The organism is Noviherbaspirillum album, assembly GCF_035916955.1.
In the GTDB taxonomy this organism is placed as follows: Bacteria; Pseudomonadota; Gammaproteobacteria; order Burkholderiales; family Burkholderiaceae_D; genus Noviherbaspirillum; species Noviherbaspirillum album.
In genome coordinates this window covers 194,118-220,874 of sequence record NZ_JAWIIV010000003.1, presented here as the reverse complement: position 1 = coordinate 220,874, position 26,757 = coordinate 194,118, and the positions used below count along the sequence as shown (strand labels likewise).

Here is a 26,757-nt window from a genome sequence, read left to right as displayed (position 1 = left end):
CTTACTGCTTGTTGTCGAGTTTTGCTTTCAGCAGTGCGCCCAGGCTGGTGGTGCCCGAAGCCGCATTGGAGTCAGCAGACATCTTCTGCATGGCTTCCTGTGTCTCGGCGTTGTCCTTTGCCTTGATCGACAGCTGGATGCTGCGTGCCTTGCGATCGATATTGATCACCAGAGCCTCGACCTTGTCGCCGACCTTCAGGTGCGTACCGGCATCTTCCACGCGGTCGCGGGAGATTTCGGATGCACGCAGATAGCCTTCGACTTCATCGGACAACTGGATCACAGCGCCCTTCGGCTCAACCGACTTGACCGTACCGGACACGATTGCACCCTTGTCGTTCATCGCAGCGTAGTTGTTGAACGGATCACCTTCAAGCTGCTTGACGCCCAGGGAAACGCGCTCGCGCTCGACATCGATCGCCAGCACGACTGCTTCCAGCTCGTCGCCCTTCTTGAACTTGCGGACGGCTTCTTCGCCGGCTTCAGTCCAGGACAGGTCGGACAGGTGGACCAGGCCGTCGATGTTGCCAGCCAGGCCGATGAACACGCCGAAGTCGGTAATCGACTTGATCGCGCCACGGACCTTGTCGCCCTTCTTGTGCGACATCGCGAAATCGTCCCAGGGATTCGGCTTGCACTGCTTCATGCCGAGGGAGATGCGGCGACGCTCTTCGTCGATTTCCAGAACCATGACTTCGACTTCGTCGCCCAGCTGGACAACCTTGTTCGGCGCCACGTTCTTGTTGGTCCAGTCCATTTCGGAAACGTGGACCAGGCCTTCGATGCCCTGCTCCACTTCAACGAATGCACCGTAGTCGGTCAGGTTGGTGACCTTGCCGAACAGGCGTGTGCCTTGCGGATAACGACGGGACAGACCGGTCCAGGGATCGTCGCCCAGCTGCTTGACGCCCAGCGAGACGCGGTTCTTTTCCTGATCGTACTTGAGGACCTTTGCGGTGATCTCCTGACCGACGGACAGCACTTCCGACGGATGACGCACGCGACGCCATGCGAGGTCGGTGATGTGCAGCAGGCCGTCGATGCCGCCGAGGTCAACGAACGCACCGTAGTCGGTGATGTTCTTGACGATACCGGTGACGACTGTGCCTTCCTTCAGGGTTTCCATCAGCTTCGCACGCTCTTCGCCCATCGAAGCCTCGATGACGGCGCGGCGGGACAGCACAACGTTGTTGCGCTTGCGATCCAGCTTGATGACCTTGAATTCCATGGTCTTGCCTTCGTACGGCGTCGTGTCCTTGACCGGACGCGTATCGACCAGCGAACCCGGGAGGAATGCACGAATGCCGTTGGTCAGGACAGTCAGACCGCCCTTGACCTTGCCGTTGACGGTGCCCGTAACGATCTCGCCAGACTCCATCGCCTTTTCCAGCGAGAGCCACGATGCCAGACGCTTGGCCTTGTCGCGCGACAGGATAGTGTCGCCAAAACCGTTTTCCAGCGATTCGATCGCAACGGAAATGAAGTCGCCAACCTGGACTTCGAGTTCGCCGTTGTCGTTCTTGAATTCTTCGACGGGGATGAAAGCTTCGGACTTCAGGCCGGCGTTCACGATCACGAAGTTGTGATCAAGGCGAACGACTTCAGCCGAAATGACCTCACCGGAACGCATGTCCTGACGAGAAAGCGATTCCTCGAACAGGGCTGCAAAGCTTTCCATACCGGTTGATTCTTGTTGCGCAGTAGACATAAATAGAAATGGGGTTAGCCAGCAATCGCCAACATGACGATCATCTGGGTTAAGTTAATCAACACCCGCCAAGGCCTTGCGCCAAGCCGGGCACCAATCGAACAACAACGGCAAAACAGCGTACGACTTCTACACCTGCTTCCTTACGGCTGCGTACCACTTGAGCACCTGATCAACCGCCTGATCGGCCGTCAACTCCGAAGTGTCCAATATGTGCGCCCCTTCCGCCGGTTTCAATGGCGCCACCGCGCGACTTGAATCGCGCGCATCGCGCTCTCTCAAATCCTTGAGAAGGTCGTCCATATTAGCAGGAATACCTTTGTCAATCAATTGCTTATATCGGCGGCCGGCGCGTGCCTCGACGCTTGCAGTCAGGAAAACCTTGAGGCTTGCGCTCGGAAAAATCACGGTTCCCATGTCACGGCCGTCTGCTACTAGCCCAGGCGCGGTGCGAAAGCTGTGCTGCAATCCGACCAGAGCGTGGCGCAGCATTGGCAATACGGCAATCCGCGACGCCGTATTGCCGACCTCCTCTGCACGGATCGCCGCGGTGACGTTTTCCTGGGAAAGCCAGATCTGATCGCCCTCGAAACGGCATTGCAGTTTTTCGGCGAGCTTGGACAGCGCATGTTCATCGGTCAACGAAACCTTGTGACGTAGCGCCGACAATGCGGTCAGCCGATACAAGGCGCCGGAATCGAGGTAGTGAAACCGCAATTGCAGTGCCACGCGATGAGCAACGGTACCTTTCCCCGAGGCGGTTGGTCCGTCGATGGTAATGACTGGGATCGGTTGGGAATGCTGCATCGTAGGTTATCGGTTATCAGTCAGATAAGATCGCCACGCGTCACCATGGCAAAGGCTTCGAAGTAATCGGGAAAGGTCTTGGCGACGCATTTCGGATCCATGATCCGAATCTGCGCGCCGCGCCGCGCCGCGCCGTCGAGAGAAGCAAGCGAAAAGCACATCGCCATTCTATGGTCGTCATAAGTATCGATGGCGGCGGGAGCAATTCGTTCGGGCGGGGCGATACGCAGATAGTCATCGCCCTCCTCCACCGCCGCACCGAGTTTCCGCAGTTCGGTCGCCATCGCGCTCAGGCGGTCGGTTTCCTTGACGCGCCAGCTTCCGATATTGCGCAGCGTACTGACGCCGTCCGCATACAGGGCAGCGACGGCAATTGTCATCGCGGCATCGGGAATATGATTGAAATCGGCATCGATCGCCTTGAGCATCCCGTTCGAGCGGGCTTCGATCCAGTTGTCTCCCAGCGTGACCGCCGCGCCCATCTGCTCCAGGGCTTGCACGAAACGCACGTCACCCTGGATGCTGTCGCGTCCGACACCCTCCACCCGCACAGGTCCGCCGGCAATCGCGCCCGCCGCGAGAAAATAGGAAGCGGAGGATGCATCGCCTTCGACGTGAATGCTGCCCGGGCTGCAGTAACGCTGGCCTGCCGCAACGGTGAATGACTGCCAGCCTTCACGCTCGACGATGACGCCGAACCGCTTCATCAGGTTCAGGGTGATTTCGATGTAGGGTTTGGAAATCAGTTCACCGATGACGTCAATCACGACCGCTTCCTCGCGTGCCATGAGCGGTGCCGCCATCAGCAGCGCGGTGAGAAACTGGCTCGATACGTTGCCTTTGACCGACATGCGGCGCGTATGGATCTGGCCGCGCCGGATATGCAGCGGCGGAAAGCCGGGCTCGCCGGTGTATTCGATACGCATGCCGGCGGCGTTCAGCGCATCGACAAGGTCGCCGATCGGCCGTTCATGCATGCGTGAAACGCCATGCAGCGTATAGTCGCCGCCGATCGCGGCCAGCGCCGCCGTCAATGGACGAATCGCGGTACCTGCGTTGCCCATGAACAAATCCGCCTGGTGCACCGGCAATACGCCATCCACTCCATGCACAACATATTCCTGCGATTCGCCGACCTGCTCCCAGCGCACGCCCAGCTTTTGCAATGCCATCAGCATGACATGGGTGTCATCGGAAGCGAGCAGATCATGGATTCTCGTGACGCCGCCGGCCAGAGCCGCCAGCAGCAGCGTGCGATTGGAAATGCTCTTGGAGCCTGGGAGCCGCATGCTTCCCTGCGCGCGCAGCGCGGGTTGCAGATCGAGGTGATGAGGATAGTGTTTCATTAGTCGCCGCCTTGTGTATTCTGCTTTTCAGCCGCCTCGATAGTGGTGATCCACTGATGGCGGGCACGCTGCGCATTGGCGTAGATCGCCTCGATGGCGCTTCCGTTTCGCTCAGCAAGTAGAGCTCGCAGGGAGGCAAGTTGTTCCAGGTAGGAGTCGAGTTCGGACAGCAGCGCCGGCTGGTTGGCCAGCGTAATGTCGCGCCACATTTCCGGAGAAGAACCGGCGATCCGGGTGAAATCGCGGAAGCCGCTCGCGGCATACTGGAACAGCAGGCCGGCATGCGGCTTGTGCGCAATGTCGTCGACCAGCGCATAAGCGAGCAGGTGCGGCAAGTGGCTGACCGCGGCGAAGACCTTGTCATGCTCTTCCGCGGAAAGCCGATGGATGATCGCGCCGCAATGTTTCCAGGCGCTCGCCACCTTCTCCACATCTTCGGCACTGTTTTCAGGCAGTGGCGTGAGCACCGCCTTCTTGCCCGCATAGAGGTCGACGATCGCCGCGTCGGGGCCATTCTGTTCGCGCCCGGCGATCGGATGGCCGGGCACGAATTGCGCGATCTTCGGACCCAGCGCCATGCGGGCGGCTTCAACCACATCGCTCTTGGTGCTTCCCGCGTCGGTCACCACGGTGCCGGGCCGCAGATGCGGCGCAATCGAAGCCAGGATGGTTTCCGTCTGCGCCACCGGTGCGGCCACCAGGATCAGATCCGCTCCGCTGACCGCATCCTCCACGGAGCTGCATGCATGGTCGATGATGCCGAGCTGCCTTGCGCGCTCCAGCGTTTCCATTCGCCGGCCGACGCCAACGACTTCATTGACTGCGCCCGCGCGCTTGAGCGCGAGCGCGAACGAGCCGCCGATCAGGCCAACGCCAAAGATTGATATTTTCTTGAACACGACAGTCGCTCGGATGATGGGTCAGGACAGGATTTCCTTGAGCGCAGCAATGAACGCGGCGTTCTCTTCAGGCAGTCCGATGGAAACGCGGAGCCATTGCGGCATGCCGTAATTGCCGACCGGACGCACGATGATGCCGCGCCTGAGCAGTTCGAGATTGATCCGGGCACCCGCCGCATCGTCGCTGCCGGCGCGAAACAGCACGAAGTTTCCGTACGATGGCACGTACTCGAGATCCATCTCAATGAAGGCCTGCGTCAGCTGCCTGTAGCCATCGGTGTTGATCTGCGCGCTCCTGCGCAGGAAGGCATCGTCGTTGAGCGCGGCAATGGCAGCCGCCTGCGCCATGGAATTGACGTTGAACGGCTGGCGAATACGATTGAGCAGGTCGGTGATGCCCGGCTGCGCTATGCCGAACCCGATGCGCAGTCCGGCCAGGCCATAGGCCTTGGACAAGGTGCGCGATACCAGCAGGTTCGGATACTGGCGCACCCACGCAATGGAATCGTATTGCAGTTCGGGCGCGAGGTATTCGTTGTATGCCTCGTCGAGTACGACCACCACATTTGCCGGCACCTTGCGCAGAAAGGCTTCGATCTCGCCGGGAGCGATGAAGGTGCCGGTGGGATTGTTGGGATTGGCGATGAACACCAGACGTGTATCGCCGGTCACCGCCTCCAGCATGGCGCCCAGGTCGTGGCCGTAGTTCTTTGCCGGCACGACATCGGCGCGGCCGCCGACCGCCTGGGTGGCAAGCGCATAAACGGCGAAGGAATACTGGGCATAGATCACCGCCTGGCCAGGCTGCACAAACGCGTGCGCCGCGAGTTCAAGGATATCGTTGCTGCCGTTGCCCAGCGTGACCCAGTCCGCCGGGACTCCATATTTCGCAGTGATGGTCTGCTTCAATTCGTAGCCGTTCGAGTCGGGGTAACGCCCGAGCTCGTTCATCGCAGCGAGCATGGCTTGTCTTGCCGATTCCGGCATGCCGAGCGGATTTTCGTTGGATGCGAGCTTGATGATCTTCGCCTCGTCAAGGCCGAACTCCCTTGCAACTTCTGCAATGGGTTTGCCGCCCTGATAAGGGGCAATTGCGCGAACATAATCTGGACCGAATTGAATGGACATGAACTATTTCCAAAAATTTGCACGAAAGGCGAACCAGCAGCTGCACCCGGACTCAGGAGCACCGGGACACCGCGCCGCTGGCGGCACTCTCAATCGAGAGTGAAAGGATAGGAGCCGAGAAGCTTGAAGAATGCGGCATTCTGGCGCAGTTCCACCAGGGCGGCGGACACCTTCGCCTCTTCCGCATGCCCTTCCACATCCACATAGAAATAATATTCCCAGGTCCCGATGCGCGCCGGACGGGATTCGAACCGCGTCATCGACACACCATGCCTTGCGAGCGGTGCGAGCAGGTTGTGCACCGCGCCGGCCTTATTGGGGACGGCAAGCACGAGCGAGGTCTGGTCCTTGCCGCTCGGCGCTGGCTGCAGGCGGCCGACAACCGCAAACCGGGTGCGATTGTGAGGGTCGTCCTGGACGTGCGCCTTGACGATGCCGAGGTTGTACCGCTGCCCGGCAATCTCTCCGGCGATGGCCGCCGTGGCCGGATCCTCACTGGCCAGGCGCGCAGCTTCGCCGTTGGATGCCACGGCCTGTCGTTCGATGTTCGGATACTGCTGGTTCAGCCATGCCTGGCATTGTGCAAGCGCCTGCGAATGCGCGCAGATGCGGGTCACGCCATCCATCGCGCCGGACTTGGTCATCAGGCTGTGGTGGATGGGGATTGACAGCTCGCCGCTGATGCTCAAGGTGGTCTGCAGCAGCAGATCAAGGGTACGGTTGATGGCGCCTTCAGAGGAATTTTCCACGGGTACGACGCCGAAGTCGGCCGTACCCGCTTCGGCGGCACGAAAGACTTCATCGATCGTGGCGCACGGCAGGCCTTCCACGGCGCGGCCGAACTGCAGGTAGACGGCTTGCTCGCTGAAGGTCCCGGACGGGCCGAGATAGGCGACCGTCACGCGCCGTTCAAGCGCGCGACAGGACGACATGATTTCGCGGAAGATGGTCTGGACATCATGGCTGTCGAGCGGGCCGGGATTGTTGTCGGCCACCTTGCGCAGCACCTGGGCTTCCCGCTCCGGGCGAAACACCGGTGCATTGGTCTCGGCTTTCACATGGCCGACTTCCTGCGCGACACGTGCGCGGCGATTCAAGAGGTCGAGCAATTGCGCATCGATCGCATCAATTTGCTCACGAAGAGGTTTGAGTTTGTCGTCCGTCATAGTCAATGAGGTCATGCCTGCGAAGGGCGGCCCAATCAAACGATGTACCTACTATGTAAGTACGGACGCATGGGCGGCCGGCTTCGCTGGAACGGGATTAGCCGTGCTTCTTTTCGAATTCTTTCAGATAATCGACTAGCGCCTGCACTCCCTCGACGGGCATCGCATTGTAGATCGATGCTCGCATGCCGCCGACCGACTTGTGGCCCTTCAGCTGCAGCAGGTTGCGTTCCTTCGCGCCAGCGAGGAACGCTTCATTCAACGTCTCGTCCTTCAGGAAAAACGGTACGTTCATGCGCGACCGGGATTCCTTCGCAATGTTGTTGCTGTAGAAACCGGTCGAATCAAGATAGTCGTACAACAGCGCCGCCTTGGCAATGTTGCGCTGTTCCATTGCCTTGACGCCGCCCTGGCGCTTCAGCCACTGGAACACCAGCCCCGCGATATAGATGGCATAGGTTGGCGGCGTGTTGTACATGGAATTGTTATCTGCAACCAGCTTCCAGTCAAAGGCGGAAGGACAGATCGGCAAAGCCTGACCGATCAGGTCGTCACGCACGATGACCAGCGTCAATCCGGCGGGACCGATGTTCTTCTGCGCTCCGCCGAAGATCACACCGTATTTGGACACATCGATCTCGCGCGACAGGATATGCGACGACATGTCGGCCACCAGCGGCGCACCATCAGTGTCGGCGGCGATATCCGGCGTGTACTGGAATTCAACGCCGTCAATGGTTTCATTGGTGCAGATATGCACATAGGCGGCGTTCCTGGAAAGCTTCCAGGATTCGCGCGGCGGAATGGCCGTGAATTTCTGCGCTTCCGACGAAGCGGCAACATTCACCTGGCAGTATTTCTTCGCTTCCTTGATCGACTTGCTCGACCAGGAACCGGTGTTGACGAAGTCAACCACAGCGGGCTGGCTCTTTCTGCCCACCAGGTTCAAAGGCACGATGGCGTTTTCACCGATGCCGCCGCCCTGCAGAAAAAGGATCCGGTAGTTGCCGGGCACGCCGAGCAGATCACGAAGATCCCGCTCCGCGGCCTCATAGATAGAAATGAATTCCTTCCCGCGATGGCTCATTTCCATCACCGACATGCCGCTGCCGTGCCAGTCGAGCATCTCCTCGGCGGCCTGCTGCAAGACTTCCTGCGGCAGGACCGCGGGGCCGGCGGAAAAGTTGAACACGCGTGTCATGCCTCCTCCGTCTCGCCGCCGTTGTCGTCCTCGACATCCGATTCCAGGATGCGCTGCAGGCCGGACAGCTTGGTGCCGTCCTCCACCGCGATCAGCGTTACGCCTTGCGTTGCGCGTCCCATTTCGCGGATTTCCGCGACACGGGTACGAATCAGCACGCCACCCGTGGTGATCAGCATGATTTCGTCAGTCGGCTCCACCAGCGTAGCTGCCACGACCTTGCCGTTGCGCTCGCTGGTCTGAATGGCGATCATGCCCTTGGTGCCCCGTCCATGACGGGTGTACTCGGTGATGGGAGTGCGCTTGCCAAAACCGTTCTCGGTCGCGGTCAGCACTGACTGCTGCTCGTTTTCAGCCACCAGCAACGCGATAACCTGCTGCCCCTCCTCCAGGCTCATGCCGCGCACGCCGCGGGCATTGCGTCCCATCGGGCGGACATCGTTTTCATCGAAGCGCACCGCCTTGCCGGAATCGGAGAACAGCATCACGTCGTGCTTGCCGTCGGTCAGGGCTGCGCCGATCAGGAAATCGCCCTCGTCCAGGTCAACCGCGATGATGCCTGCCTTGCGCGGATTGCTGAATTCGATCAGCGGCGTCTTCTTCACGGTGCCCAGGCTGGTGGACATGAATACGTAGCGGTCTTCCGGGAACGACCTGTTATCGCCCGACAGCGGCAGCACCACGGTGATTTTTTCACCATCCTGCAGCGGGAACATGTTGACGATCGGCTTGCCCCGCGAATTGCGGGAGCCTTGCGGCACTTCCCATACCTTCAGCCAGTACAGGCGCCCCCGGTTGGAGAAGCAGAGAATGTAGTCATGCGTATTGGCAATGAAGAGCTGGTCGATCCAGTCGTCTTCCTTGGTCGCCATAGCCTGCTTGCCGCGTCCGCCGCGCTTCTGGGCACGATACTCGGACACCGGTTGGGATTTCATGTAGCCGGAATGGGACAGGGTAACCACCATGTCCTGCGGCGTGATCAGGTCTTCAGTGCCGAGATCGGTGGCATTGAGCTCGATCTGCGAACGGCGCACATCCTTGCTGCCCTCGCCGTACTCGTTGCGAGCGGAGCTCAGCTCATCGACGATGATGGCAGTCACGCGTTCCGGCTTGGAGAGGATGTCGAGCAGATCGGCGATCTGCGCCATGACTTCCTTGTATTCATTGACGATCTTGTCCTGCTCCAGGCCGGTCAGGCGCTGCAGGCGCATCTGCAGGATTTCCTGGGCCTGATCGTCGGACAGCTTGTACAGGCCGTCGGCCTGGATGCCGTAATGCTTGGGCAGATTCTCGGGACGGAACGCATCGATGCCGCCGGAATTCTCGCCGCTTGCACGCGTCAGCATTTCGCGCACCACGGAAGAATCCCAGGCTCGCGCCATCAGCTCGGATTTTGCGATCGGCGGCGTCGGCGCAGCCTTGATGATGGCGATGAAGTCATCGATATTGGCCAGGGCGACAGCAAGGCCTTCCAGCACATGGCCGCGCTCGCGAGCCTTGCGCAATTCGAATACCGTGCGACGCGTCACCACTTCGCGGCGATGCGACAGGAAGCACTCCAGCATTTGCTTGAGGTTCAGCAGTTTCGGCTGGCCGTCGACAAGCGCCACCATGTTCATGCCGAAGGTATCCTGCAGCTGGGTCTGCTTGTAGAGGTTGTTCAGCACCACCTCGGGCACTTCGCCGCGCTTGAGCTCGATGACCACGCGCATGCCGGACTTGTCGGACTCATCACGGATGTCGGAGATGCCTTCCAGCTTCTTGTCGCGCACCAGCTCGGCGATTCGCTCAAGCAGTGACTTCTTGTTGACCTGGTACGGCAGCTCGTCGACGATGATGGCGGTACGGCTATCCTTGCCGAATTCCTCGAAATGGGTCTTAGCCCGCATGACGACACGGCCGCGGCCGGTACGATAACCGTCGCGCACGCCGGAGACGCCGTAGATGATGCCGGCGGTCGGAAAATCCGGCGCGGGAATGATCTCGATCAGCTCGTCGACGCTGCACTCGGGATTGCGCAGCACATGCAACGCGCCATCAATGACTTCGGTAATGTTATGCGGCGGAATGTTGGTCGCCATTCCCACTGCGATACCGGACGAGCCGTTGATCAGCAGGTTGGGAATGCGGGTCGGCAGAACCGAAGGCTCCTTTTCCTTGCCGTCGTAGTTGGGAACGAAATCGACCGTTTCCTTTTCGATGTCAGCCAGCAGTTCGCTCGAAATCTTGTCAAGACGGCACTCGGTGTATCGCATCGCGGCGGCGTTATCGCCATCCACCGAGCCGAAATTGCCCTGACCATCCACCAATGTATAACGCAAGGAAAAATCCTGCGCCATACGCACCAGTGTGTCGTAGATTGCCTGGTCGCCGTGGGGATGGTATTTACCCATGACCTCGCCGACCACGCGGGCGCACTTCACATAGGGCCGATTCCAGACATTGTTCGTTTCGTGCATGGCATACAGCACGCGCCGATGTACCGGCTTCAGGCCATCACGCACGTCGGGAAGCGCGCGACCCACGATGACGCTCATCGCGTAATCGAGATAGCTCTTGCGCATCTCTTCTTCGAGGGAAATCGGGATAGTCTCTTTTGCGAATTGATCCATTGGCGGGCAAGCCTGTCTATGCGATGTTGAGCTGTTTATCGTTTTTTGGCATCTCAGCAGTAAAACGATGCCAAACCCCGAATTTTACCATGCTGACAGCCCTATTCCCGAAGCGGACGGACGGCAAGACAGTTTTCAACCGGCATTCGATCCCATGTTTGATCCTGTGCAGGACCTGGCAAGGGAAATGTGTTTAAATTGAATGTTGCAACCAGTTAATTTTCTGGGCACAAACGAATTTGCATGCAGTCATCGGAGATGTAAGCGGCAAGGTGTCGGCCTGTGCGAATGTTGAACGAATGAAAATTCGTGGGCATACCGACCGATTGGGTGCACCGCAATATAACCGGAGACTTTCCGAGAGACGGGCCAACGCAGTGGCGAACTACTTGAGAAACAAAGTGGATTTTGCAAAAATTGAAACATTCGGCCTTGGCGCAGCGCAGCCATCGACTTACTGCAAAAGCAGGCTGCCTCCTTGCGCCTTGATTGATTGCCTGGCACCCGACCGCCGCGTCGTGAGTGAAATTCAAGGCATCGCGAAATAGAAAAGGTGTAAGAGAAATTGAAAAAATTGCGGATTTTTCGGTAAATCAATGAGAATACACCACCAAATTTTAATAGTCCGTTGCAAAAACCCAACGAGCCGTTAAAATCGCGAAGGCATTGATTTGGCAACAATCGATGTTTAGCGCGCCTATGGCAAAATGTAGTTAACTAAAGATCATTGCAGTTGAACAACCTTATAAAAAAGATGATCTAATAGCGACCGGAAGTTTTTTTAAAAAAAGTGGTACTTGTTGCGCAGTTAATCTGCGGATATCTCAACCAAGAGGAAAAATATGAATAAATTAGCACTCGTCTTTGCTGCGTCCGCAGTTGTTTCGTTCTCTGCATCGGCCCAGCAGGATATTCAGGCCCGCAAACCGAACAGCGCCTATCTGCAGGACAGCCGCGGCGTCATCGCTCGTGACCCGTTTGGTCTGTGCTGGCGTACTGGCACCTGGACACCGGCTGACGCCGTTCCGGGCTGCGATGGCGAAATTGCAAAACCTGCTGCCGCACCGGCTCCCGCTCCCGCACCGGCTCCTGCACCGGCACCGGCACCGGCACCGGCTCCCACTTCCGAAAAAGTCACTTTTGCTGCTGACACCTTCTTCGACTTTGACCGCGCTGTTCTGAAGCCGGACGGCAAGGCCAAGCTGGACGACCTCTCCTCCAAGCTCCAGGGCATGAACCTCGAAGTCGTGATCGCCGTCGGCCATACTGACTCCGTCGGCAGCGACAGCTACAACCAGAAACTGTCCGTCCGCCGCGCCGAAGCAGTCAAGGCATACTTGGTGTCCAAAGGCGTCGAAGCTAACCGTGTCTACACCGAAGGCAAGGGCGAGAAGCAGCCTGTTGCTGACAACAAGACCGCCGCTGGCCGTGCCAAGAACCGCCGCGTCGAAATCGAAGTTGTCGGTACACGCAACCGCTAATCGATAGACATGCAGTCCAAAACCCCGCCTCTTGGCGGGGTTTTGTTTTTACGCCTCCGCATTGCTATTCCGTTGCGCATAAATGCTTACTCATGAAGCGACGCGCTGCCACGAATCCCGCTATCATTCAGTCATGAACGCCGACCCTTTTGAATTGCAGAAATTCAGCGATCTAGCGCATCGCTGGTGGGATCCCACTTCCGAATTTCGTCCGTTGCATGAAATCAATCCGCTACGCCTGGAATGGATCAATGCCCGCGTCCCCCTTGCCGGAAAGGCAGTGGTCGATATCGGTTGCGGCGGCGGCATTCTTGCCGAATCCATGGCGCGCAAGGGAGCAAACGTAACGGGGATCGATCTCTCGGAAAAGGCACTCAAGGTTGCCGACCTCCATAGCCTGGAATCGGGGATTCAGGTTCGTTACGAACTGGTGTCGGCCGAAGATCTCGCTGCACGTGAAGCCGGCCGCTACGATGTTGTCACCTGCATGGAAATGCTTGAACACGTACCGGACCCCGCAGCCGTGGTGAAAGCCTGCGCCACGTTGGTAAAGCCCGGCGGCCATGTGTTCTTCTCGACGATCAACCGCAATCCAAAGAGTTACCTGTTTGCCGTGATTGGCGCCGAGTATGTGCTGCGCCTGCTGCCCAAGGGCACGCACGACTATGCGAAGTTCATCACGCCGGCCGAACTTGCCCAGTTCGCGCGCAGCGCCGGATTGACTGTCGATGGCCTGAAAGGCATGGGATACAATCCCCTGACCAAAATTTACTCGTTGAATCAGGACACGGATGTCAATTATCTGGTGGCGTGTTCCCGACCTGCCTGAAGGAAAACGGACTCGGCAGTGCAGGCACCAGGCGAGCAGCCATGGATCGAATGGAAGAATTCAAGACAATGTCATTGCCTTTCCCTCGTGCAGTTCTTTTTGACCTTGACGGCACTCTGGCCGACACGGCGCCCGATCTCGCGGGCGCGATGAACCGCGTGAGAGCCGCACGCGGCTTGCCTCCCACGCCGTACGAGATTCTCCGCCCCGTCGCCTCTGCCGGCGCGCGCGGGTTGATCGGTGCATCATTCGGTCTAAAGCCGGAAGACTCGGGGTTTGACGAACTACGGACCGCCTTCCTTGACACCTACGAGGCATCGATTGCGGTTGAATCGCACTTGTTCGACGGCATGGATGTCTTGCTGGCGGCGCTAGCCGAGAAAGGCATTGCATGGGGCATCGTTACCAACAAGGCTGGCAGGCTCACTCACCTGCTTGTTCCCAAGCTGAATTTGCAGCACGCCGGCTGCGTGATCGCCGGCGATACGACGCCACATTCGAAACCGCATCCCGAACCGCTCCTGGAAGCAGCGCGCCGACTGGGCATCCCTCCAGAGCGATGCTGGTATGTCGGTGATGATCTGCGCGACATACAGGCTGGGCGAGCTGCCGGCATGACCACCATCGCCGCGGCCTGGGGTTATTGCGGCAACCAAGAGCCGGTAGAATGGCTGGCCGATGCGATTGCAGCCTCGCCGCAGGAATTGCTCGGATTAATTCAATCGAGCTCTTGAATTCGCAGCCGCCCTCCCCATCTGGTGAAGTACAATAGCAGTTCTGTTTTGGGGACGACCTGGTTTCGACAGGGGTTGCAAAGCAGCGCAGGGCATACCGAGGGCTGGTCACCTCGTAAATCCAACCGGAAATGCTTAAATGCAAACGATGAAACTTACGCTCTCGCAGCGTAATCCCCTAGAAACTTAATAACTTTCTAGCTCTACACCGTCTTGTCCTTGGGGCGGGCTGGCAACAGCAGTAGAGTCATTTACAAGGAATCGCGTTGCGTCGGGTCACTTGGCGTAGCGTTAAAAATAGGTGACTCGCCTTGTTGAAGCGCGTGCGTCCGCGTCGGCAGGGTCAAAACCAATAGGCTGCACTAAGTATGTAGAACTGTCTGTAGAGTGCTTCTGGACGCGGGTTCGATTCCCGCCGTCTCCACCAATATTCTCAATGGTCTGGATCATTCCAGACCATTTGTCATTCTCACCCCCCGGGAGTGAGCACTTGGCTGCCAGCAGCTTGCGTGCTCGCATCTGCCGCCCGTTCCTGATCCGGCCACGTTCCGTCGGCCATGTCGCCAGCCCTTCCACAATCCAATTCACTTCTCACTCAGGCAGCACGAAGACATCTCGCATTCTTGCTCGAATGACGCAAGAAACTGCATTCTTCATTCATGGATACGGAATTAATGACGCCGCTTCCTGGGGTGTGACAACGACAGTATGCACAAGGCCAGGAGGGTACTGAGGACGGCGGTCAATTCACGTCCCATTCCCGCTGCGACACCGATTGCCGCGGTAAGCCACACGGTTGCCGCCGTAGTCAGGCCGTGTATTTCGCGATCATGCGAAAGCTTGATGATGGCACCGGCGCCGAGAAAACCGATGCCCGATATCAGGCCCTGCAAGACCCGGCTGAGGTCGCCAACCTCCATGCCGGCTTGCAAGGGAACAAGGACAAACAATGCCGCGCCGAGTGCGACCAGCATATGGGTGCGCAGCCCTGCCCCCGTTCCCCTCAGCTCCCGCTCCATGCCAATGGCTGCACCAAGTGCAACGGCGACCAGCATCCGGGTGAGTGCGCGTGTCAGTTCAACGATATCCGCCAGATCGGAGAATTCCGACCGGATCGTCGCCCATACCTCTTCCATCAATCCTGGACCATTCCAAGGCTTCTATCGGCGCAGCCGCTCAATGAGCAGGGAGGTTTGCAGATGTGCCATTTCCTGCATTGCATGATCCCAGGTGGCATTTAGTTCATTGACTGAATCGCGCATCATGCGAAAGGCGATACCGGCTGCTTCGATAGGTGTGGCAGCTGAACTGCGCGCCGCTTCAATGCGCTCCAGCAGCTTTTCCAAGGCAGGGCGCTGTTCCGGCGGCGCGGAATCAACGGCTTCACGCAGTAGATGGCGGCGAAACATCTCCAAGGCTTCGGGATCCTGCTGATGAAGGGAGACCAAGGTATCAAAATCGGGCATGGTGACGCTCATTTCGGCTCCTGTAGGATTCAACATTGTCGATATGACATGTATAACGCGCCGTCACCTTGGCCCCTTGTGGTCAATCAATCAACAAAGCCGATACTGCTGTGACCGCTCAAATGCACCGGTGAAGTCGATTCATTCCTTGCTTTTGCAGTCTTCCAGTTGCAGTAACGCCTCAAGACAAGCGGTGAAAACGAGCGCGCCGCCCACCACTGCGATCAGAGATACCATTGCTGCCAGCATATGCTTCCTCCTCGATCTTGTTATGTGAATCATTCAAGCATTTGGGATGGCTGATGTCGTTGCGCTTTCACATGCCGGCGGGTCGAGACTGCTTTACAGAGCCGGACGCGAATGAGCAATCTCAATATTTATGAGTGATTGCAGCGGTACGATAGTTCCCATTGCACCTACCCACCAGAGATAGTCATGTCCAGTGTCAACAATGATGTCTTGCCTACCAATGGCGATGAAGAGAAGATTCCGGGTCAGGATCCGCTTGGCGATTCCGAAAGCATTGATGAATCGGTACAAGCGATGTCAGATATGGCGATGCGCAGGAACCTGCTGGGAAAACTGATCATCCCGAGATCGCTTCCCTGACGCTGATCCGCTACCCGAGAGCGGGTGGTTTTATATCCGGATACGCGAGAAGCTGCCACGGCTTCATTCCATTGCCCACCGCAGCCTCGACCAGTCCGTGACCAGTCCTGTTGCGGGCAATGGAACGGCACAACCATTCATGGAGCCATGTCCATGAATTGCAGGTGAATTTTTCGCTGATTTGCAGACGGGTATGGGTGCAGCGGCAGCCTGAGAATTGAGGGACGTACTCTGAGGTCCCGTAATTCAGGCTGCTACCGACTCTGCCCGTTCCCTATTCCGCGTCCGGCTGCCTTGCCGGAGCAGCGGTGGCAAATGCCTCGAGTGCAAGGCATGCGTCATTGATGCGCATGATGGTTGGCATGTTCGACAAATCACATTCAAGCCGCTGGGCATTCGCGATCTGCGGCACCAGACAGCAATCGGCAAGGCCTGGAATATCCCCGAAACAGAACAGCCCGCTCTTCCCTGCGCTTGCAAGGTTTCTCTCCATTGCGGCGAGGCCCTGTTCGCACCAGTGCCGATACCAGCTGTTCTTGTCTTCCTCGCTGATCTTTAGATTGCGCACCAGATACCGCAGCACACGGAGATTGTTCAATGGATGAATGTCACAGGCGATTGACAGAGCGAGGCTGCGCACATAGGCCCTGTCGACGGGATTGTCGGGCAGGAGCGCGGGTCGGGGGTACTTTTCCTCCAGGTACTCGATGATGGCAAGTGACTGCGCAAGCACCGCTGGCTCGCCATCCCCCTTCTCATCCGTCAGTACCGGCACGAGTCCGTCGGCATTGAGCTTTCGGTATTCCGGCGTCAGCTGCTCGCCGCCGTTCCGGAGCAGATGCACCGGAACGGTCTCGAAGGCAAGACCTTTCAGGTTTAATGCGATTCGCACACGGTAGGATGCCGAACTGCGAAAGTAACTGTAAAGCTGCATGCTGCCCTCCGCCCACCAATACGATGCGCCCGTTAAACAGGCACGTTATTAAACGGCCTTAGCGGCCTCAGCCGATCCGGACCTTCAGTTCGCCGATGCCGTCAATCGCGCCTTCAAGCAGATCGCCCTGCTTCACCGCGGCGACGCCTTCCGGAGTGCCGGTAAAGATGAGGTCGCCGGGCTGGAGCGCGAAATACTTCGACAGGTGCTCGATCGTTTCACCGATGTTCCAGATCAGCTTTTCAATGCTGCTCTGCTGACGCGGTGCGCCGTTGACATGAAGCCGGATCTGCGCTTTCTCGACATCGCCAGCCTGCGCTGCGGGAACGATTGGTCCGATCGGCGCCGAATGATCGAAGCCCTTGCCGGTCGACCATGGACGGCCGGTCTTCTTGGCTTCACCCTGCAGATCGCGCCGGGTCATGTCGAGACCGACGGCGTAGCCCCAGATGTGCTGCAGCGCATCTGCTGCGGCGATGTTGCGGCCGCCTTTGCCAATTGCAACCACAAGTTCGATCTCGTGGTGCAGGTCGCTGGTCATGCTGGGGTAAGGCATCTCCCCGATTACACCCGGCACCACCGGCAATACGGCATCGGCTGGCTTCATGAAGAAGAAAGGCGCTTCCCGTCCTGTGCCGCCCATTTCCTTTGCATGCTCGACGTAATTGCGACCTACGCAGTAGATGCGGTGCACGGGAAAGACGGCGTCGCTGCCTGCTACAGGGACGGTGGCCACCGCGGGTTGGGGAATCACGAACTGCATGTCGGTCTCCTAGGAGGTTGTCAGGTTTTGTATCCGGTTTTCATTGGAATGCCGGGATCGTGGATTGCGCGGCATGGCCGGTGATCGTTCTGCTACAGCTGAAAGTGCCGGTATCAATATGGAACGGATTTAAATTATGCCACCGCTTCAACTGGCCCGTATCCCGCGCCCACCGAAGCATGCGCCGCAAATGAAAACCGCCTTGCCGACGATGCCGGCAAGGCGGTTGATGAAGGGCCTCGATGCGTATACGTATGAACGTACAGCGCGGTCAGCCTTCGCCGAGATATGCGGCCTTGACCTTGGGATCGTCCAACATGCCCTGGGCATCGCCGCTCATGGTGATCAGGCCCGATTCCATTACGTAGCCGCGGTGCGCGGCTTGCAGCGCAAGTTTCGCATTCTGCTCCACCAGCAGGATGGTCACACCCTGCGCCGACACGTTGCGCACGACTTCGAAGATCTTTTCGACCATGATCGGCGACAGGCCCATCGACGGCTCGTCCAGCAGCAGCAGCTTGGGATGGCTCATCAGCGCGCGCGCCATCGCCAGCATCTGCTGCTCGCCGCCCGACAGCGTGCCGGCGAGCTGGCTGGCACGTTCCTTCAGACGCGGGAATACTCCGAACCACTTGTCGATATCAGCCTGGATGCCGTCCTTGTCATTGCGGATGTAGGCACCCATCAGGAGATTCTCGAGAATCGTCATGCGGGTGAACACGCCCCGCCCTTCCGGCACCATTGCCAGGTTTTTCTTCACCAGCGAAAACGATGTCGTGCCCTGGATCGACTGGCCGGAGTAATGGATCTGGCCTTCGACCTTACAGCCCGGCAGCGTGTTGGTGATGGCCTTGAGCGTGGTAGTCTTGCCCGCGCCGTTGGCACCGATCAGTGTCACCAGCTCACCCTTGTTGACTTCGAGGTCAACGCCCTTGACCGCCTGGATGCCGCCGTAGGCGATCTTCAGGCCACTGACCTTCAGAATGTTTTCGTTCATTAGTGCCCCCCTCCCAGATACGCCTCGATAACAGCCGGGTTGCTTTGCACCTCGGCCGGCAAGCCTTCCGCAATCGGCTTGCCGTAATCGAGCACCGTAAGGCGGTCGCAGAGTCCCATCATCAGTTTCACATCATGTTCAATCAGCAGAATGGTCTTGCCTTCCGCCTTGATCTTCACCAGCAGTTCGCGCAGCGCGAGCTTTTCCGTGGCGTTCATGCCGGCCGCCGGCTCGTCGAGCGCAAGCAGCTGCGGATCGGTGGCCAGTGCCCGCGCAATCTCGAGACGGCGCTGATCGCCGTACGACAGATGTCGCGCCGTGCGGTGCGCGAACTTGGCGATGCCGACGAAGTCGAGCAGTTCCATCGCGCGCTGACGGATTCCCGCTTCCTCTTCGCGGGCTGCCTTGTGGTGGAACACGGCGCCGAACACGCCCTGCTTGGTCCGCACATGGCGTCCTACCATGACGTTCTCGAGCGCCGACATCTCGCCGAAGAGACGGATGTTCTGGAATGTGCGCGCAATCCCCGCCTTGGCGACTTCATGCGGCGCCGAAGGCGAGTAAGGCTTCCCGTCCAGCTCGAAAATGCCGGTATCGGCTTGATACAGGCCGGTAATGACGTTGAAGAATGTGGTCTTCCCGGCACCGTTGGGGCCGATCAGGCCATAGATCTGGCCCTTCATGATCTTGATGCTGACGTCCGACAGCGCCTGCAGGCCGCCAAAGCGCTTGTTGACGCCTGCAATCTTCAGAATGACATGTTCGCTCATTGTTTTTCCTTATGCAGCCAGCGCAGCAGGTTCTTTTTCATCCAGACGTTTTTTCGCATTGGCATCCATCCGGTCTTCATGCTTCGGCGACGGCCAAAGGCCTTCCGGACGGTAGAGCATGATGACAACCATGGCCAGACCGTAGAGCAGCTGGCGCAGGACTTCGGCGTCGATCAGCACGGCGCCGAACAGCTGGCGCTGCACCGGTTCGACCACGTGGCGCAGCACTTCCGGCAGTGCGGCCAGGATCACGCCGCCCAGCACGACGCCGGGGATGTGGCCGATACCACCCAGCACCACCATGGCCAGCACCGCGATCGATTCGGTCAGCGAGAACGACTCGGGGGAGACGAAGCCCTGGAACGAGGCGAACATCGCACCGGCAACGCCGCCGAAGGAGGCGCCCATGCCGAAAGCCAGCAGCTTGACGTTGCGGGTATTGATGCCCATCGCCTTGGCGGCGATTTCATCTTCGCGGATGGCAATCCAGGCCCGTCCGAGACGCGAATGCTGCAGGCGGATCGAAATGAAGACAATGATCGCGCAGAGGAACAGGAACAGGAAGTAATACGCATTGACCGACGGCATGCCCCACTCGCCGATATACACGGTGGCGCGCGAACCCGGCTCACCGGCCAGCGAAACGCCGAAAATGCGGATCGGGTCGATCATGTTGATGCCCTGCGGACCGTTCGTGATGTTGACCGGCGCATTCAGGTTGTTCATGAAGATGCGGATGATCTCGCCGAAGCCCAGCGTCACAATGGCCAGGTAGTCGCCGCGCAGTTTCAGCGTCGGAGCGCCGAGCAGAGCGCCGAAGACGGCCGCCAGCGCCGCACCCAGCGGCACGATCAACCACACCGACAGGTGTATGCCGTTCTGGGCCGCCTCCTCGCCGACTATCCATCTCAAGGTCTCGCCCACCGCCGGATAATTGTTGACGAAGGATTCGAGCACGCTGGCGAACTGAGGCGATGCCAGGAGGCCAGTCATGTAGGCGCCCAGCGCGTAGAACGCGATGTAGCCGAGGTCGAGCAGGCCCGCCATGCCGACCACGATGTTCAGGCCGAGCGCCAGCATGATGTAGAGCAGCGCCAGGTCCATGATGCGGACCCAGGAATTGCCGAAGTTCGATGCAATGAACGGGAAGGCGATCAGCACGATGCCGAGAATGGCAAAGCTGGTGTAGGCCTTGCGCGGATTGTGTTTGACGTCAAATAGTGTCGACATGAATCTCTCCTTTACGCTTAGGCACGATCCGCAACACGTTCGCCCATGATGCCGGACGGACGCAGTGTGAGTACGATGATAAGCACGACGAATGCAAAGATGTCCTGGTAGTGGCTGCCGAGGAAACCGCCGGTCAGATCGCCGATATAGCCGGCGCCGAGGCTCTCGATGAGACCCAGCAGAATGCCGCCCACCATCGCGCCGTAGATATTTCCGATACCGCCCAGCACCGCTGCCGAGAATGCCTTCAGGCCGGGAACGAAACCCATTGCGAATTGCGCCGAAGCATAGTTGGCGCCCCACATCACGCCGGCCACCGCAGCTAATGCGGCGCCGATGGCAAAGGTCATGACGATGACCTTGTTGGAATCCACGCCCATCAGTCCGGCAACCCGCGGGTTCTCCGCGGTAGCCCGCATCGCGCGGCCCATGCGGGTGCGCTCGACCAGCAGAACCAGGGCAAGCATTGCCGCGGTCGCCAGCACCAGCAGCATGACCTGTGTGGGCGAGATCAGCGCGCCGCCGATGGTGAACGGTTCAGCCGGCATAACCTGCGGGAACGGAATCGGGTTACGGCCCCAGATCATCATTGCAAATGTCTGCAGCAGGATGGATACGCCGATGGCCGTAATCAGCGGAGCCAGGCGCGGCGCGTTGCGCAGGCGCCGATAGGCTACCCGCTCAATGATCACGTTGACGAGCACGCAGACCGGGATCGCGCCGAGAATGGCGATGCCCAGTTTGACGATTCCCGGCAGGTCAGGCGCAACCGACTGCACGATCTTGAGAATTGTTATGCCGGCCATCGCCCCGATCATCAGCACATCGCCATGGGCGAAGTTGATCAGGTTGAGAACGCCGTACACCATCGTGTATCCAAGCGCGACCAGCGCATACATACTCCCCAGCACCAGTCCATTGATGATTTGTTGGATAAAGGTATCCATAGTTTGCCTACTCTCTATAAGGAACGTTCAAATCGTTTTACAACATCATTGCCATATTCATATGCGATACGGCACGGCGCTTCAGATAACAAAAACGGCACCCGGATGAGATCCTCTGGGGTGCCGCTCGATATTTTCGATTGTTATCGGAAGAGGCATGCCGCGTTCTTGCGAGTGGCCGGGGCGTAAGTCTTGTGCATGATCGTGTCTCCTGTTCCTATCTTGGTTAAAACTTTTTGTAGTTGTATGCAGCCTTGCAAGCCCACCCGAATCGGGCGGCATTATACCCAACATGTTCCAGAAAGAAATGTCTCGAACGTGCCTGAATGTTTTTATTTAGCGACATCAGGCCGAGAAATAGACTCTTTCTTCTATTAACGTACAAATTCATGCTGCTCCTGCCATGCAAACCGGCACGGTCGCCATGCCGGCAGCGTCACAGGGAGCGCAACAAGAATGTTTACGTTATATCCAAAAACAAGCGCAGTTTTTGGATATTTTCAAGAATGCGAAGACTCGAGGAATGCCAAAGGATTGGCTTCGTGTCGCTTTTGACAAGTTGCATCCTGCCATCCTCGCAGGCTGCAATAATAACGAGGAAAGTAGAAAACAATCGATGGAAAAAAAGTGGGTGGTCTGAATTAAATTCCGGAGCGTGTTGAAGAAAAGACTTGAGGCAAAGATTCTACGGCTGCGCTGTCTGCAAGCCTTTCGGCAAGGGGAAAGTCACGTTCTCTTCCACCCCTTCCAGTGCCCTCACGCTTCTTGCGCCGAGCGCTTTCAGACGACCGATCACGGCTTCCACCAGCACCTCCGGGGCCGACGCGCCGGCAGTGACGCCAATCCGGTGTACGCCTTCGATCCATGCAGGGTCGATCTGCGCGGCATTGTCCACCATATAGGCAACCGCGCCCTTTTTCTGCGCCACTTCGCGCAGGCGGTTGGAGTTCGAGCTGTTCGGACTGCCCACCACGATCACGACGTCCACCTGGGGCGCCATGAACTTAACCGCCTCCTGGCGATTGGTCGTCGCATAGCAGATATCGCCTTTCTTGGGCTCCGCGATCAAGGGAAATTTGCGCTTGAGGGCCGCGATGATATCGGCGGTATCGTCCACGGAAAGCGTGGTTTGCGAAACGTACGCCAGCATGCCTGGATTGCGCACCTGAAGCGCCTCAACGTCGGCAACGGTCTCCACCAGGTGCATGCCCTCGTCCACCTGCCCCATGGTGCCTTCGACTTCGGGATGGCCGTCATGGCCGATCATGATGATCTCCCGCCCTTCCTTGCGCATCTTGGCGACCTCGACATGGACCTTGGTCACGAGCGGGCAGGTCGCATCGAATATGCGCAGTCCGCGCTCGGCTGCCTCGGCCTGCACAGCCTTGGAAACCCCATGGGCGGAAAAGATGACGGTATTGCCCTTGGGCACGGATTCGAGCTCTTCAATGAAGATCGCCCCCTTGCGGCGCAGATCCTCCACGACATAGGCGTTATGCACGATCTCGTGCCGAACATAAATCGGGGCGCCGAACTGCTCCAGCGCGCGTTCAACGATGTCGATGGCACGGTCGACGCCGGCGCAGAATCCGCGCGGCTGTGCAAGCAAGATTTCCTTATCCATTTTCCTTAACTCTGCATGCTCCGAAAGCGGAGGTTCGAGGGATCTGTATTTGTGGTCCGGTGATATGGGCTGACGCCGGGATCAGAGAATGCCGATGATCCTGACTTCGAATTTTACCGACTGACCGGCGAGGGGATGGTTGAAATCGAACAAGGCGCTTTCATTGTCGATCGACCGCAGGACGCCGGCGAAGCGTCCACCGCCGGGAGCGGAAAATTCAACGAGATCTCCCACGACGTACTCCTCGCCGAAATTGGAATTTTCAGTCAGCGTCGCACGCGACACATGCTGAATGAGATCGGGGTTGCGCGGACCGAAGGCCTTTTCGGGCGGCAGTTCGAATGTCTGATGCGCGCCTTCCGGCAAACCGATCAGGCAAGCTTCGAGAAAAGGCGCGAGCTGGCCTGTGCCAAGCTGCAGCGTTGCCGGCTTTTCTTCAAATGTACTAACGATGTTGGTACCATCCATTGCCGCAAGACGGTAGTGCAAAGTCAGGTAAGCGGATTCGGTAACGACTGGCGTGTCGGGAGTTTGCATGGGGGCTCGAAATCATGTGACAACCCGATATTGTAAGCCCGATTCTCTTTTGGCTCATGCGGGAGGCTCCATGACGCAAAACGAACAGGTCGAGCAAAGCCAGGAAAATAGTTGGCAAATATTCAATGTTCTTCCCTATAATTGCCGCTTTGCGAGACAGTCACGGACAGGCACCAATCTATGGCAATCAATCATTGGCCCGAAGAGCAGCGGCCGCGCGAACGGCTGATCCGGCACGGACCGCAGCAGCTATCGGATGCCGAGTTGCTTGCCGTTTTCCTTCGCATCGGCGTCAGCGGAAAAAGTGCGGTCGATCTAGGACGCGACATGCTTCAGCATTTCGGCTCCCTGCACGCCATGTTCGCCGCATCGTTGACCGACTTCAGCATCGTCAATGGATTGGGTCCGGCGAAATATGCACAATTGCAGGCCGTCCTGGAGCTCGCGCGACGCGCCATCTCTGAACAACTGAGACAGGGAGAGGCATTTGGATCACCGCAAGCGGTGAAACAGTATCTGCAACTGACACTGTCGAAGAAGCCTCACGAATCCTTCGTCGCACTGTTCCTGGATGTGAAGAATCGTTTGATCCATGCCGAGGAGCTGTTTCGGGGCAGCTTGACGCAAGCGAGCGTATATCCGCGGGAAGTGGTCAAGGCTGCGCTAGCGCATAACGCCGCTGCGATCATCGTTGCGCACAACCATCCTTCCGGCACGCCTGAACCCAGTCATGCCGACCGCGCACTGACCCATACCCTGAAGCAGGCACTCGGCCTGGTTGACGTTCGTCTGCTGGATCATTTCGTTTTGGCGGGGAGCCAGGTGTACTCATTTGCCGAGCATGGAGAGCTCTGAATCGGAAAATTTCTGAAGCCAGAGCAAATGTTAAATTCTCGAAAAATACAAAGACACAGTTAATTTTCGCAAGTCATTGAAAAAGAACATATTTCTGGATATACTCTCGTTTTTCCAAATTTGGATCTTTTAAGGAGTAAGCCATGGCACGTGTTTGCCAAGTCACCGGGAAAGGGCCGATGGTCGGCAACAACGTTTCCCATGCTAACAACAAGACCAAGCGTCGTTTCCTGCCCAACCTGCAGCGTCGTCGCTTCTTCGTCGAGTCCGAAAACCGCTGGGTTTCGCTTCGCCTCTCCAACGCCGGCCTGCGCATCATCGACAAGATCGGCATCGACGCTGTGCTGACCGACCTGCGCGCACGCGGCGAAAAAGTCTAAGCGGAAATTACTAGGGAACTATCATGGCAAAATCTAACCGTGACAAAATCAAGCTGGAGTCCACTGCAGGAACCGGCCACTTTTATACCACCACAAAGAACAAGCGCACCATGCCGGAAAAAATGTCGATCATGAAGTTCGACCCGAAGGCACGCAAGCATGTGGAGTACAAAGAGACCAAGATCAAGTAATCTGGTCTTCTCACTTGCAGCAATCGTTGCAACAGTTGTTGCAACAGTTGTTGCAACAGTTGTTGCAACAGTAAAAAAGCCGTTCATTGAACGGCTTTTTTATTTCCCTCGCACTTTGTGCAGCCATTGGCGCTGATCGGACTTCTCTGGCGCCTCCGATGCTGTTCTACATGGAGACTTGCCCTGCTGCCCTGCGGCGGATTGAAATTGCAGCGCCCAACAAAAAAGCGCAGCCGACAATTGGCTGCGCTTCCTTGTTTCTTGCAACTGGCTTCTCATTGGGCCATGACGCCCGAGAAACCGTGCTTCCCGTCAGGCATAGCTGCGCAGGCGCTGCGAGAACTCCTGCAATGCGCGGATGCCCGAGGCTTCCGCCCTTACACACCAGTCTTGCAGCTGATGAAGCAGCTGGTCACGGCTCGAATTGGAGCGTTCCCAGATGGCGGCAAGTTCCACACGCATCTCGTGCATGGTTTGCAGCGCCTTGCTATGCGCGAACAATTCGCTCAGCTGCTGTTTCTGCGGAGCTTCCAGCTTCGCCGGCTCACGCTGCAGCAGCTTCTTGGACGACTTCAGGAACTTCGATTCGAGCTTCGCCTTGCCGGCCAGGTGCTCCATCTCATCGTGCCATGCGCGCTTGACCGACTTTGCGTACTTGGCCATCACGTCATAGCGGTTCGAGATTACAGACTGCAGCGTATCGAAGTCGGCCACTCGCTTTTCGGGATTGAATTTCGGCTCCGGTGCCACCTTCTTCACCTTGGCCAGGCCGAAGGTTTCGAGAATGCGGATATACATCCAGCCGATATCGAATTCATACCACTTGGATGAAAGCTTGGCGGAAGTACCGAACGTATGGTGATTATTGTGCAGCTCCTCACCGCCGATGAGGATGCCAAGCGGGAAAATATTGGTGGCCGCATCCGCGCACTCGTAGTTGCGATAGCCCCAGTAATGTCCGATGCCATTGATGATGCCTGCCGCCGTGATGGGAATCCACAGCATTTGTACTGCCCATACGCTCAAGCCGACGACGCCGAACAGCAGGACGTCGATGATCAGCATGAGGCCTACGCCCTGCCACGAATACTTGCTGTACAGATTGCGCTCGATCCAGTCGTCCGGCGTGCCGTGCCCGTACTTTTCCATGGTTTCGAGGTTCTTCGACTCGGCGCGATAGAGCTCGGCGCCTTCCAGCAGCACCTTCTTGATGCCGCGAGTCACCGGGCTGTGCGGATCGTCTTCGGTTTCGCATTTCGCGTGATGCTTTCGATGGATCGCCGCCCACTCCTTCGTTACCATGCCGGTAGTCAGCCATAACCAGAAACGGAAGAAGTGGCTGGGGATCGCATGGAGATCCAGTGCGCGATGTGCCTGGCAACGATGAAGATAAATCGTGACAGCGGCAATGGTGATGTGCGTCAGGATCAGCGTGCAGGCAACGATCTCCCAGCCGCTTGCAGATAAGAGTCCGTTTGACAAGAAATGAAGAACTGTGTCAAGCATGGTGGTTTCTATGATAAATACTCCTGGTTGATAACGG

At 58.0% G+C, this 26,757-nt stretch carries 28 protein-coding genes and 1 other RNA gene; 10 read left to right on the top strand and 19 right to left on the bottom strand.

Annotation, left to right across the window (positions count from 1 at the left end):
- Window position 1: 1 nt before the first annotated feature.
- From rpsA to gyrA, 8 genes are all read right to left on the bottom strand, one after another.
- Entirely contained in the window at window positions 2–1,708 is a 1,707-nt protein-coding gene (gene rpsA / locus RY831_RS05890) for a 30S ribosomal protein S1 (RefSeq protein ID WP_326505390.1), read from the bottom strand.
- Window positions 1,709–1,837: 129 nt separating this feature from the next.
- On the bottom strand, window positions 1,838–2,515 hold the full coding sequence (gene cmk, locus RY831_RS05885) for a (d)CMP kinase (protein WP_326505389.1): 678 nt from the start codon (window positions 2,513–2,515) through the stop codon (window positions 1,838–1,840).
- 20 nt (window positions 2,516–2,535) lie between these two features.
- Window positions 2,536–3,861 (bottom strand): 3-phosphoshikimate 1-carboxyvinyltransferase, encoded by a 1,326-nt coding sequence (gene aroA / locus RY831_RS05880; protein ID WP_326505388.1) that lies wholly within the window; start codon window positions 3,859–3,861, stop codon window positions 2,536–2,538.
- Entirely contained in the window at window positions 3,861–4,760 is a 900-nt protein-coding gene (locus RY831_RS05875; protein ID WP_326505387.1) for a prephenate dehydrogenase, read from the bottom strand. The genes aroA and RY831_RS05875 overlap by 1 nt, the downstream gene beginning before the upstream one ends.
- Window positions 4,761–4,781: 21 nt before the next feature.
- Window positions 4,782–5,888 carry a histidinol-phosphate transaminase gene (hisC, locus tag RY831_RS05870; protein ID WP_326505386.1) on the bottom strand — a complete coding sequence of 369 codons (1,107 nt, stop codon included), beginning with the start codon at window positions 5,886–5,888 and terminating at the stop codon, window positions 4,782–4,784.
- 89 nt (window positions 5,889–5,977) lie between these two features.
- A complete protein-coding gene (gene pheA / locus RY831_RS05865) occupies window positions 5,978–7,054 on the bottom strand; it encodes a prephenate dehydratase (RefSeq protein WP_326505468.1) in 1,077 nt (358 codons plus the stop codon).
- A 97-nt stretch (window positions 7,055–7,151) separates the two neighbouring features.
- Window positions 7,152–8,255 (bottom strand): 3-phosphoserine/phosphohydroxythreonine transaminase, encoded by a 1,104-nt coding sequence (serC, locus tag RY831_RS05860; RefSeq protein WP_326505385.1) that lies wholly within the window; start codon window positions 8,253–8,255, stop codon window positions 7,152–7,154.
- Window positions 8,252–10,867 carry a DNA gyrase subunit A gene (gyrA, locus tag RY831_RS05855; protein ID WP_326505384.1) on the bottom strand — a complete coding sequence of 872 codons (2,616 nt, stop codon included), beginning with the start codon at window positions 10,865–10,867 and terminating at the stop codon, window positions 8,252–8,254. Before gyrA ends, serC begins: the two co-directional genes overlap by 4 nt.
- Window positions 10,868–11,106: 239 nt before the next feature.
- On the opposite strand from gyrA, the gene RY831_RS05850 reads away from it, so the two are divergent.
- From RY831_RS05850 to ssrA, 5 genes are all read left to right on the top strand, one after another.
- Window positions 11,107–11,415 (top strand): OmpA family protein, encoded by a 309-nt coding sequence (locus RY831_RS05850; RefSeq protein WP_326505383.1) that lies wholly within the window; start codon window positions 11,107–11,109, stop codon window positions 11,413–11,415.
- A gap of 294 nt (window positions 11,416–11,709) precedes the next feature.
- The gene (gene ompA, locus RY831_RS05845; RefSeq protein WP_326505382.1) at window positions 11,710–12,348 is read left to right on the top strand and encodes an outer membrane protein OmpA; all 639 of its coding nucleotides are present in this window, start codon (window positions 11,710–11,712) and stop codon (window positions 12,346–12,348) included.
- Window positions 12,349–12,481: 133 nt separating this feature from the next.
- Window positions 12,482–13,177 (top strand): bifunctional 2-polyprenyl-6-hydroxyphenol methylase/3-demethylubiquinol 3-O-methyltransferase UbiG, encoded by a 696-nt coding sequence (gene ubiG / locus RY831_RS05840; protein WP_326505381.1) that lies wholly within the window; start codon window positions 12,482–12,484, stop codon window positions 13,175–13,177.
- A gap of 68 nt (window positions 13,178–13,245) precedes the next feature.
- A complete protein-coding gene (locus RY831_RS05835; RefSeq protein ID WP_326505467.1) occupies window positions 13,246–13,911 on the top strand; it encodes an HAD family hydrolase in 666 nt (221 codons plus the stop codon).
- A 50-nt stretch (window positions 13,912–13,961) separates the two neighbouring features.
- Window positions 13,962–14,338: a transfer-messenger RNA gene (ssrA, locus tag RY831_RS05830) on the top strand.
- A 244-nt stretch (window positions 14,339–14,582) separates the two neighbouring features.
- Here the strand turns inward: ssrA and RY831_RS05825 are convergent.
- Window positions 14,583–15,047, bottom strand: a complete 465-nt coding sequence (locus RY831_RS05825) for an MgtC/SapB family protein (protein ID WP_326505380.1) — start codon at window positions 15,045–15,047, stop codon at window positions 14,583–14,585.
- Between the two features lie 24 nt (window positions 15,048–15,071).
- Window positions 15,072–15,389 (bottom strand): DUF3135 domain-containing protein, encoded by a 318-nt coding sequence (locus RY831_RS05820; RefSeq protein ID WP_326505379.1) that lies wholly within the window; start codon window positions 15,387–15,389, stop codon window positions 15,072–15,074.
- Between the two features lie 423 nt (window positions 15,390–15,812).
- On the opposite strand from RY831_RS05820, the gene RY831_RS05815 reads away from it, so the two are divergent.
- Complete coding sequence (locus tag RY831_RS05815; protein ID WP_326505378.1) at window positions 15,813–15,986, top strand: hypothetical protein; 174 nt, start codon at window positions 15,813–15,815, stop codon at window positions 15,984–15,986.
- A 274-nt stretch (window positions 15,987–16,260) separates the two neighbouring features.
- Here RY831_RS05815 and maiA read toward each other — a convergent pair whose 3' ends face one another.
- From maiA to RY831_RS05785, 6 genes are all read right to left on the bottom strand, one after another.
- Window positions 16,261–16,920, bottom strand: coding sequence for a maleylacetoacetate isomerase (gene maiA, locus RY831_RS05810; RefSeq protein WP_326505377.1), 660 nt, complete (start codon window positions 16,918–16,920; stop codon window positions 16,261–16,263).
- Window positions 16,921–16,987: 67 nt separating this feature from the next.
- Window positions 16,988–17,683 (bottom strand): fumarylacetoacetate hydrolase family protein, encoded by a 696-nt coding sequence (locus RY831_RS05805; protein WP_326505376.1) that lies wholly within the window; start codon window positions 17,681–17,683, stop codon window positions 16,988–16,990.
- Window positions 17,684–17,954: 271 nt separating this feature from the next.
- On the bottom strand, window positions 17,955–18,680 hold the full coding sequence (locus tag RY831_RS05800; protein ID WP_326505375.1) for an ABC transporter ATP-binding protein: 726 nt from the start codon (window positions 18,678–18,680) through the stop codon (window positions 17,955–17,957).
- Complete coding sequence (locus RY831_RS05795; protein WP_326505374.1) at window positions 18,680–19,450, bottom strand: ABC transporter ATP-binding protein; 771 nt, start codon at window positions 19,448–19,450, stop codon at window positions 18,680–18,682. Before RY831_RS05795 ends, RY831_RS05800 begins: the two co-directional genes overlap by 1 nt.
- 9 nt (window positions 19,451–19,459) lie before the next feature.
- On the bottom strand, window positions 19,460–20,680 hold the full coding sequence (locus tag RY831_RS05790; protein ID WP_326505373.1) for a branched-chain amino acid ABC transporter permease: 1,221 nt from the start codon (window positions 20,678–20,680) through the stop codon (window positions 19,460–19,462).
- 17 nt (window positions 20,681–20,697) lie between these two features.
- Window positions 20,698–21,627 carry a branched-chain amino acid ABC transporter permease gene (locus tag RY831_RS05785; protein ID WP_326505372.1) on the bottom strand — a complete coding sequence of 310 codons (930 nt, stop codon included), beginning with the start codon at window positions 21,625–21,627 and terminating at the stop codon, window positions 20,698–20,700.
- Between the two features lie 403 nt (window positions 21,628–22,030).
- On the opposite strand from RY831_RS05785, the gene RY831_RS05780 reads away from it, so the two are divergent.
- Window positions 22,031–22,267 carry a hypothetical protein gene (locus tag RY831_RS05780; protein WP_326505371.1) on the top strand — a complete coding sequence of 79 codons (237 nt, stop codon included), beginning with the start codon at window positions 22,031–22,033 and terminating at the stop codon, window positions 22,265–22,267.
- Between the two features lie 45 nt (window positions 22,268–22,312).
- Here RY831_RS05780 and ispH read toward each other — a convergent pair whose 3' ends face one another.
- On the bottom strand, window positions 22,313–23,251 hold the full coding sequence (gene ispH / locus RY831_RS05775; RefSeq protein WP_326505370.1) for a 4-hydroxy-3-methylbut-2-enyl diphosphate reductase: 939 nt from the start codon (window positions 23,249–23,251) through the stop codon (window positions 22,313–22,315).
- A gap of 81 nt (window positions 23,252–23,332) precedes the next feature.
- Window positions 23,333–23,788 carry an FKBP-type peptidyl-prolyl cis-trans isomerase gene (locus RY831_RS05770; RefSeq protein ID WP_326505369.1) on the bottom strand — a complete coding sequence of 152 codons (456 nt, stop codon included), beginning with the start codon at window positions 23,786–23,788 and terminating at the stop codon, window positions 23,333–23,335.
- 180 nt (window positions 23,789–23,968) lie between these two features.
- Between RY831_RS05770 and radC the strand changes: the two genes are divergently transcribed.
- The 3 genes from radC (at window position 23,969) to rpmG (ending at window position 25,214) form a co-directional block, all read left to right on the top strand.
- A complete protein-coding gene (gene radC, locus RY831_RS05765; RefSeq protein ID WP_326505368.1) occupies window positions 23,969–24,643 on the top strand; it encodes a RadC family protein in 675 nt (224 codons plus the stop codon).
- Window positions 24,644–24,786: 143 nt separating this feature from the next.
- A complete protein-coding gene (rpmB, locus tag RY831_RS05760) occupies window positions 24,787–25,023 on the top strand; it encodes a 50S ribosomal protein L28 (protein WP_151636989.1) in 237 nt (78 codons plus the stop codon).
- Window positions 25,024–25,046: 23 nt separating this feature from the next.
- Window positions 25,047–25,214 (top strand): 50S ribosomal protein L33, encoded by a 168-nt coding sequence (rpmG, locus tag RY831_RS05755; RefSeq protein WP_088708878.1) that lies wholly within the window; start codon window positions 25,047–25,049, stop codon window positions 25,212–25,214.
- Window positions 25,215–25,526: 312 nt separating this feature from the next.
- On the opposite strand, the gene RY831_RS05750 is transcribed toward rpmG, so the two are convergent.
- The gene (locus tag RY831_RS05750; protein ID WP_326505367.1) at window positions 25,527–26,720 is read right to left on the bottom strand and encodes a DesA family fatty acid desaturase; all 1,194 of its coding nucleotides are present in this window, start codon (window positions 26,718–26,720) and stop codon (window positions 25,527–25,529) included.
- Between the last annotated feature and the right edge of the window lie 37 nt (window positions 26,721–26,757).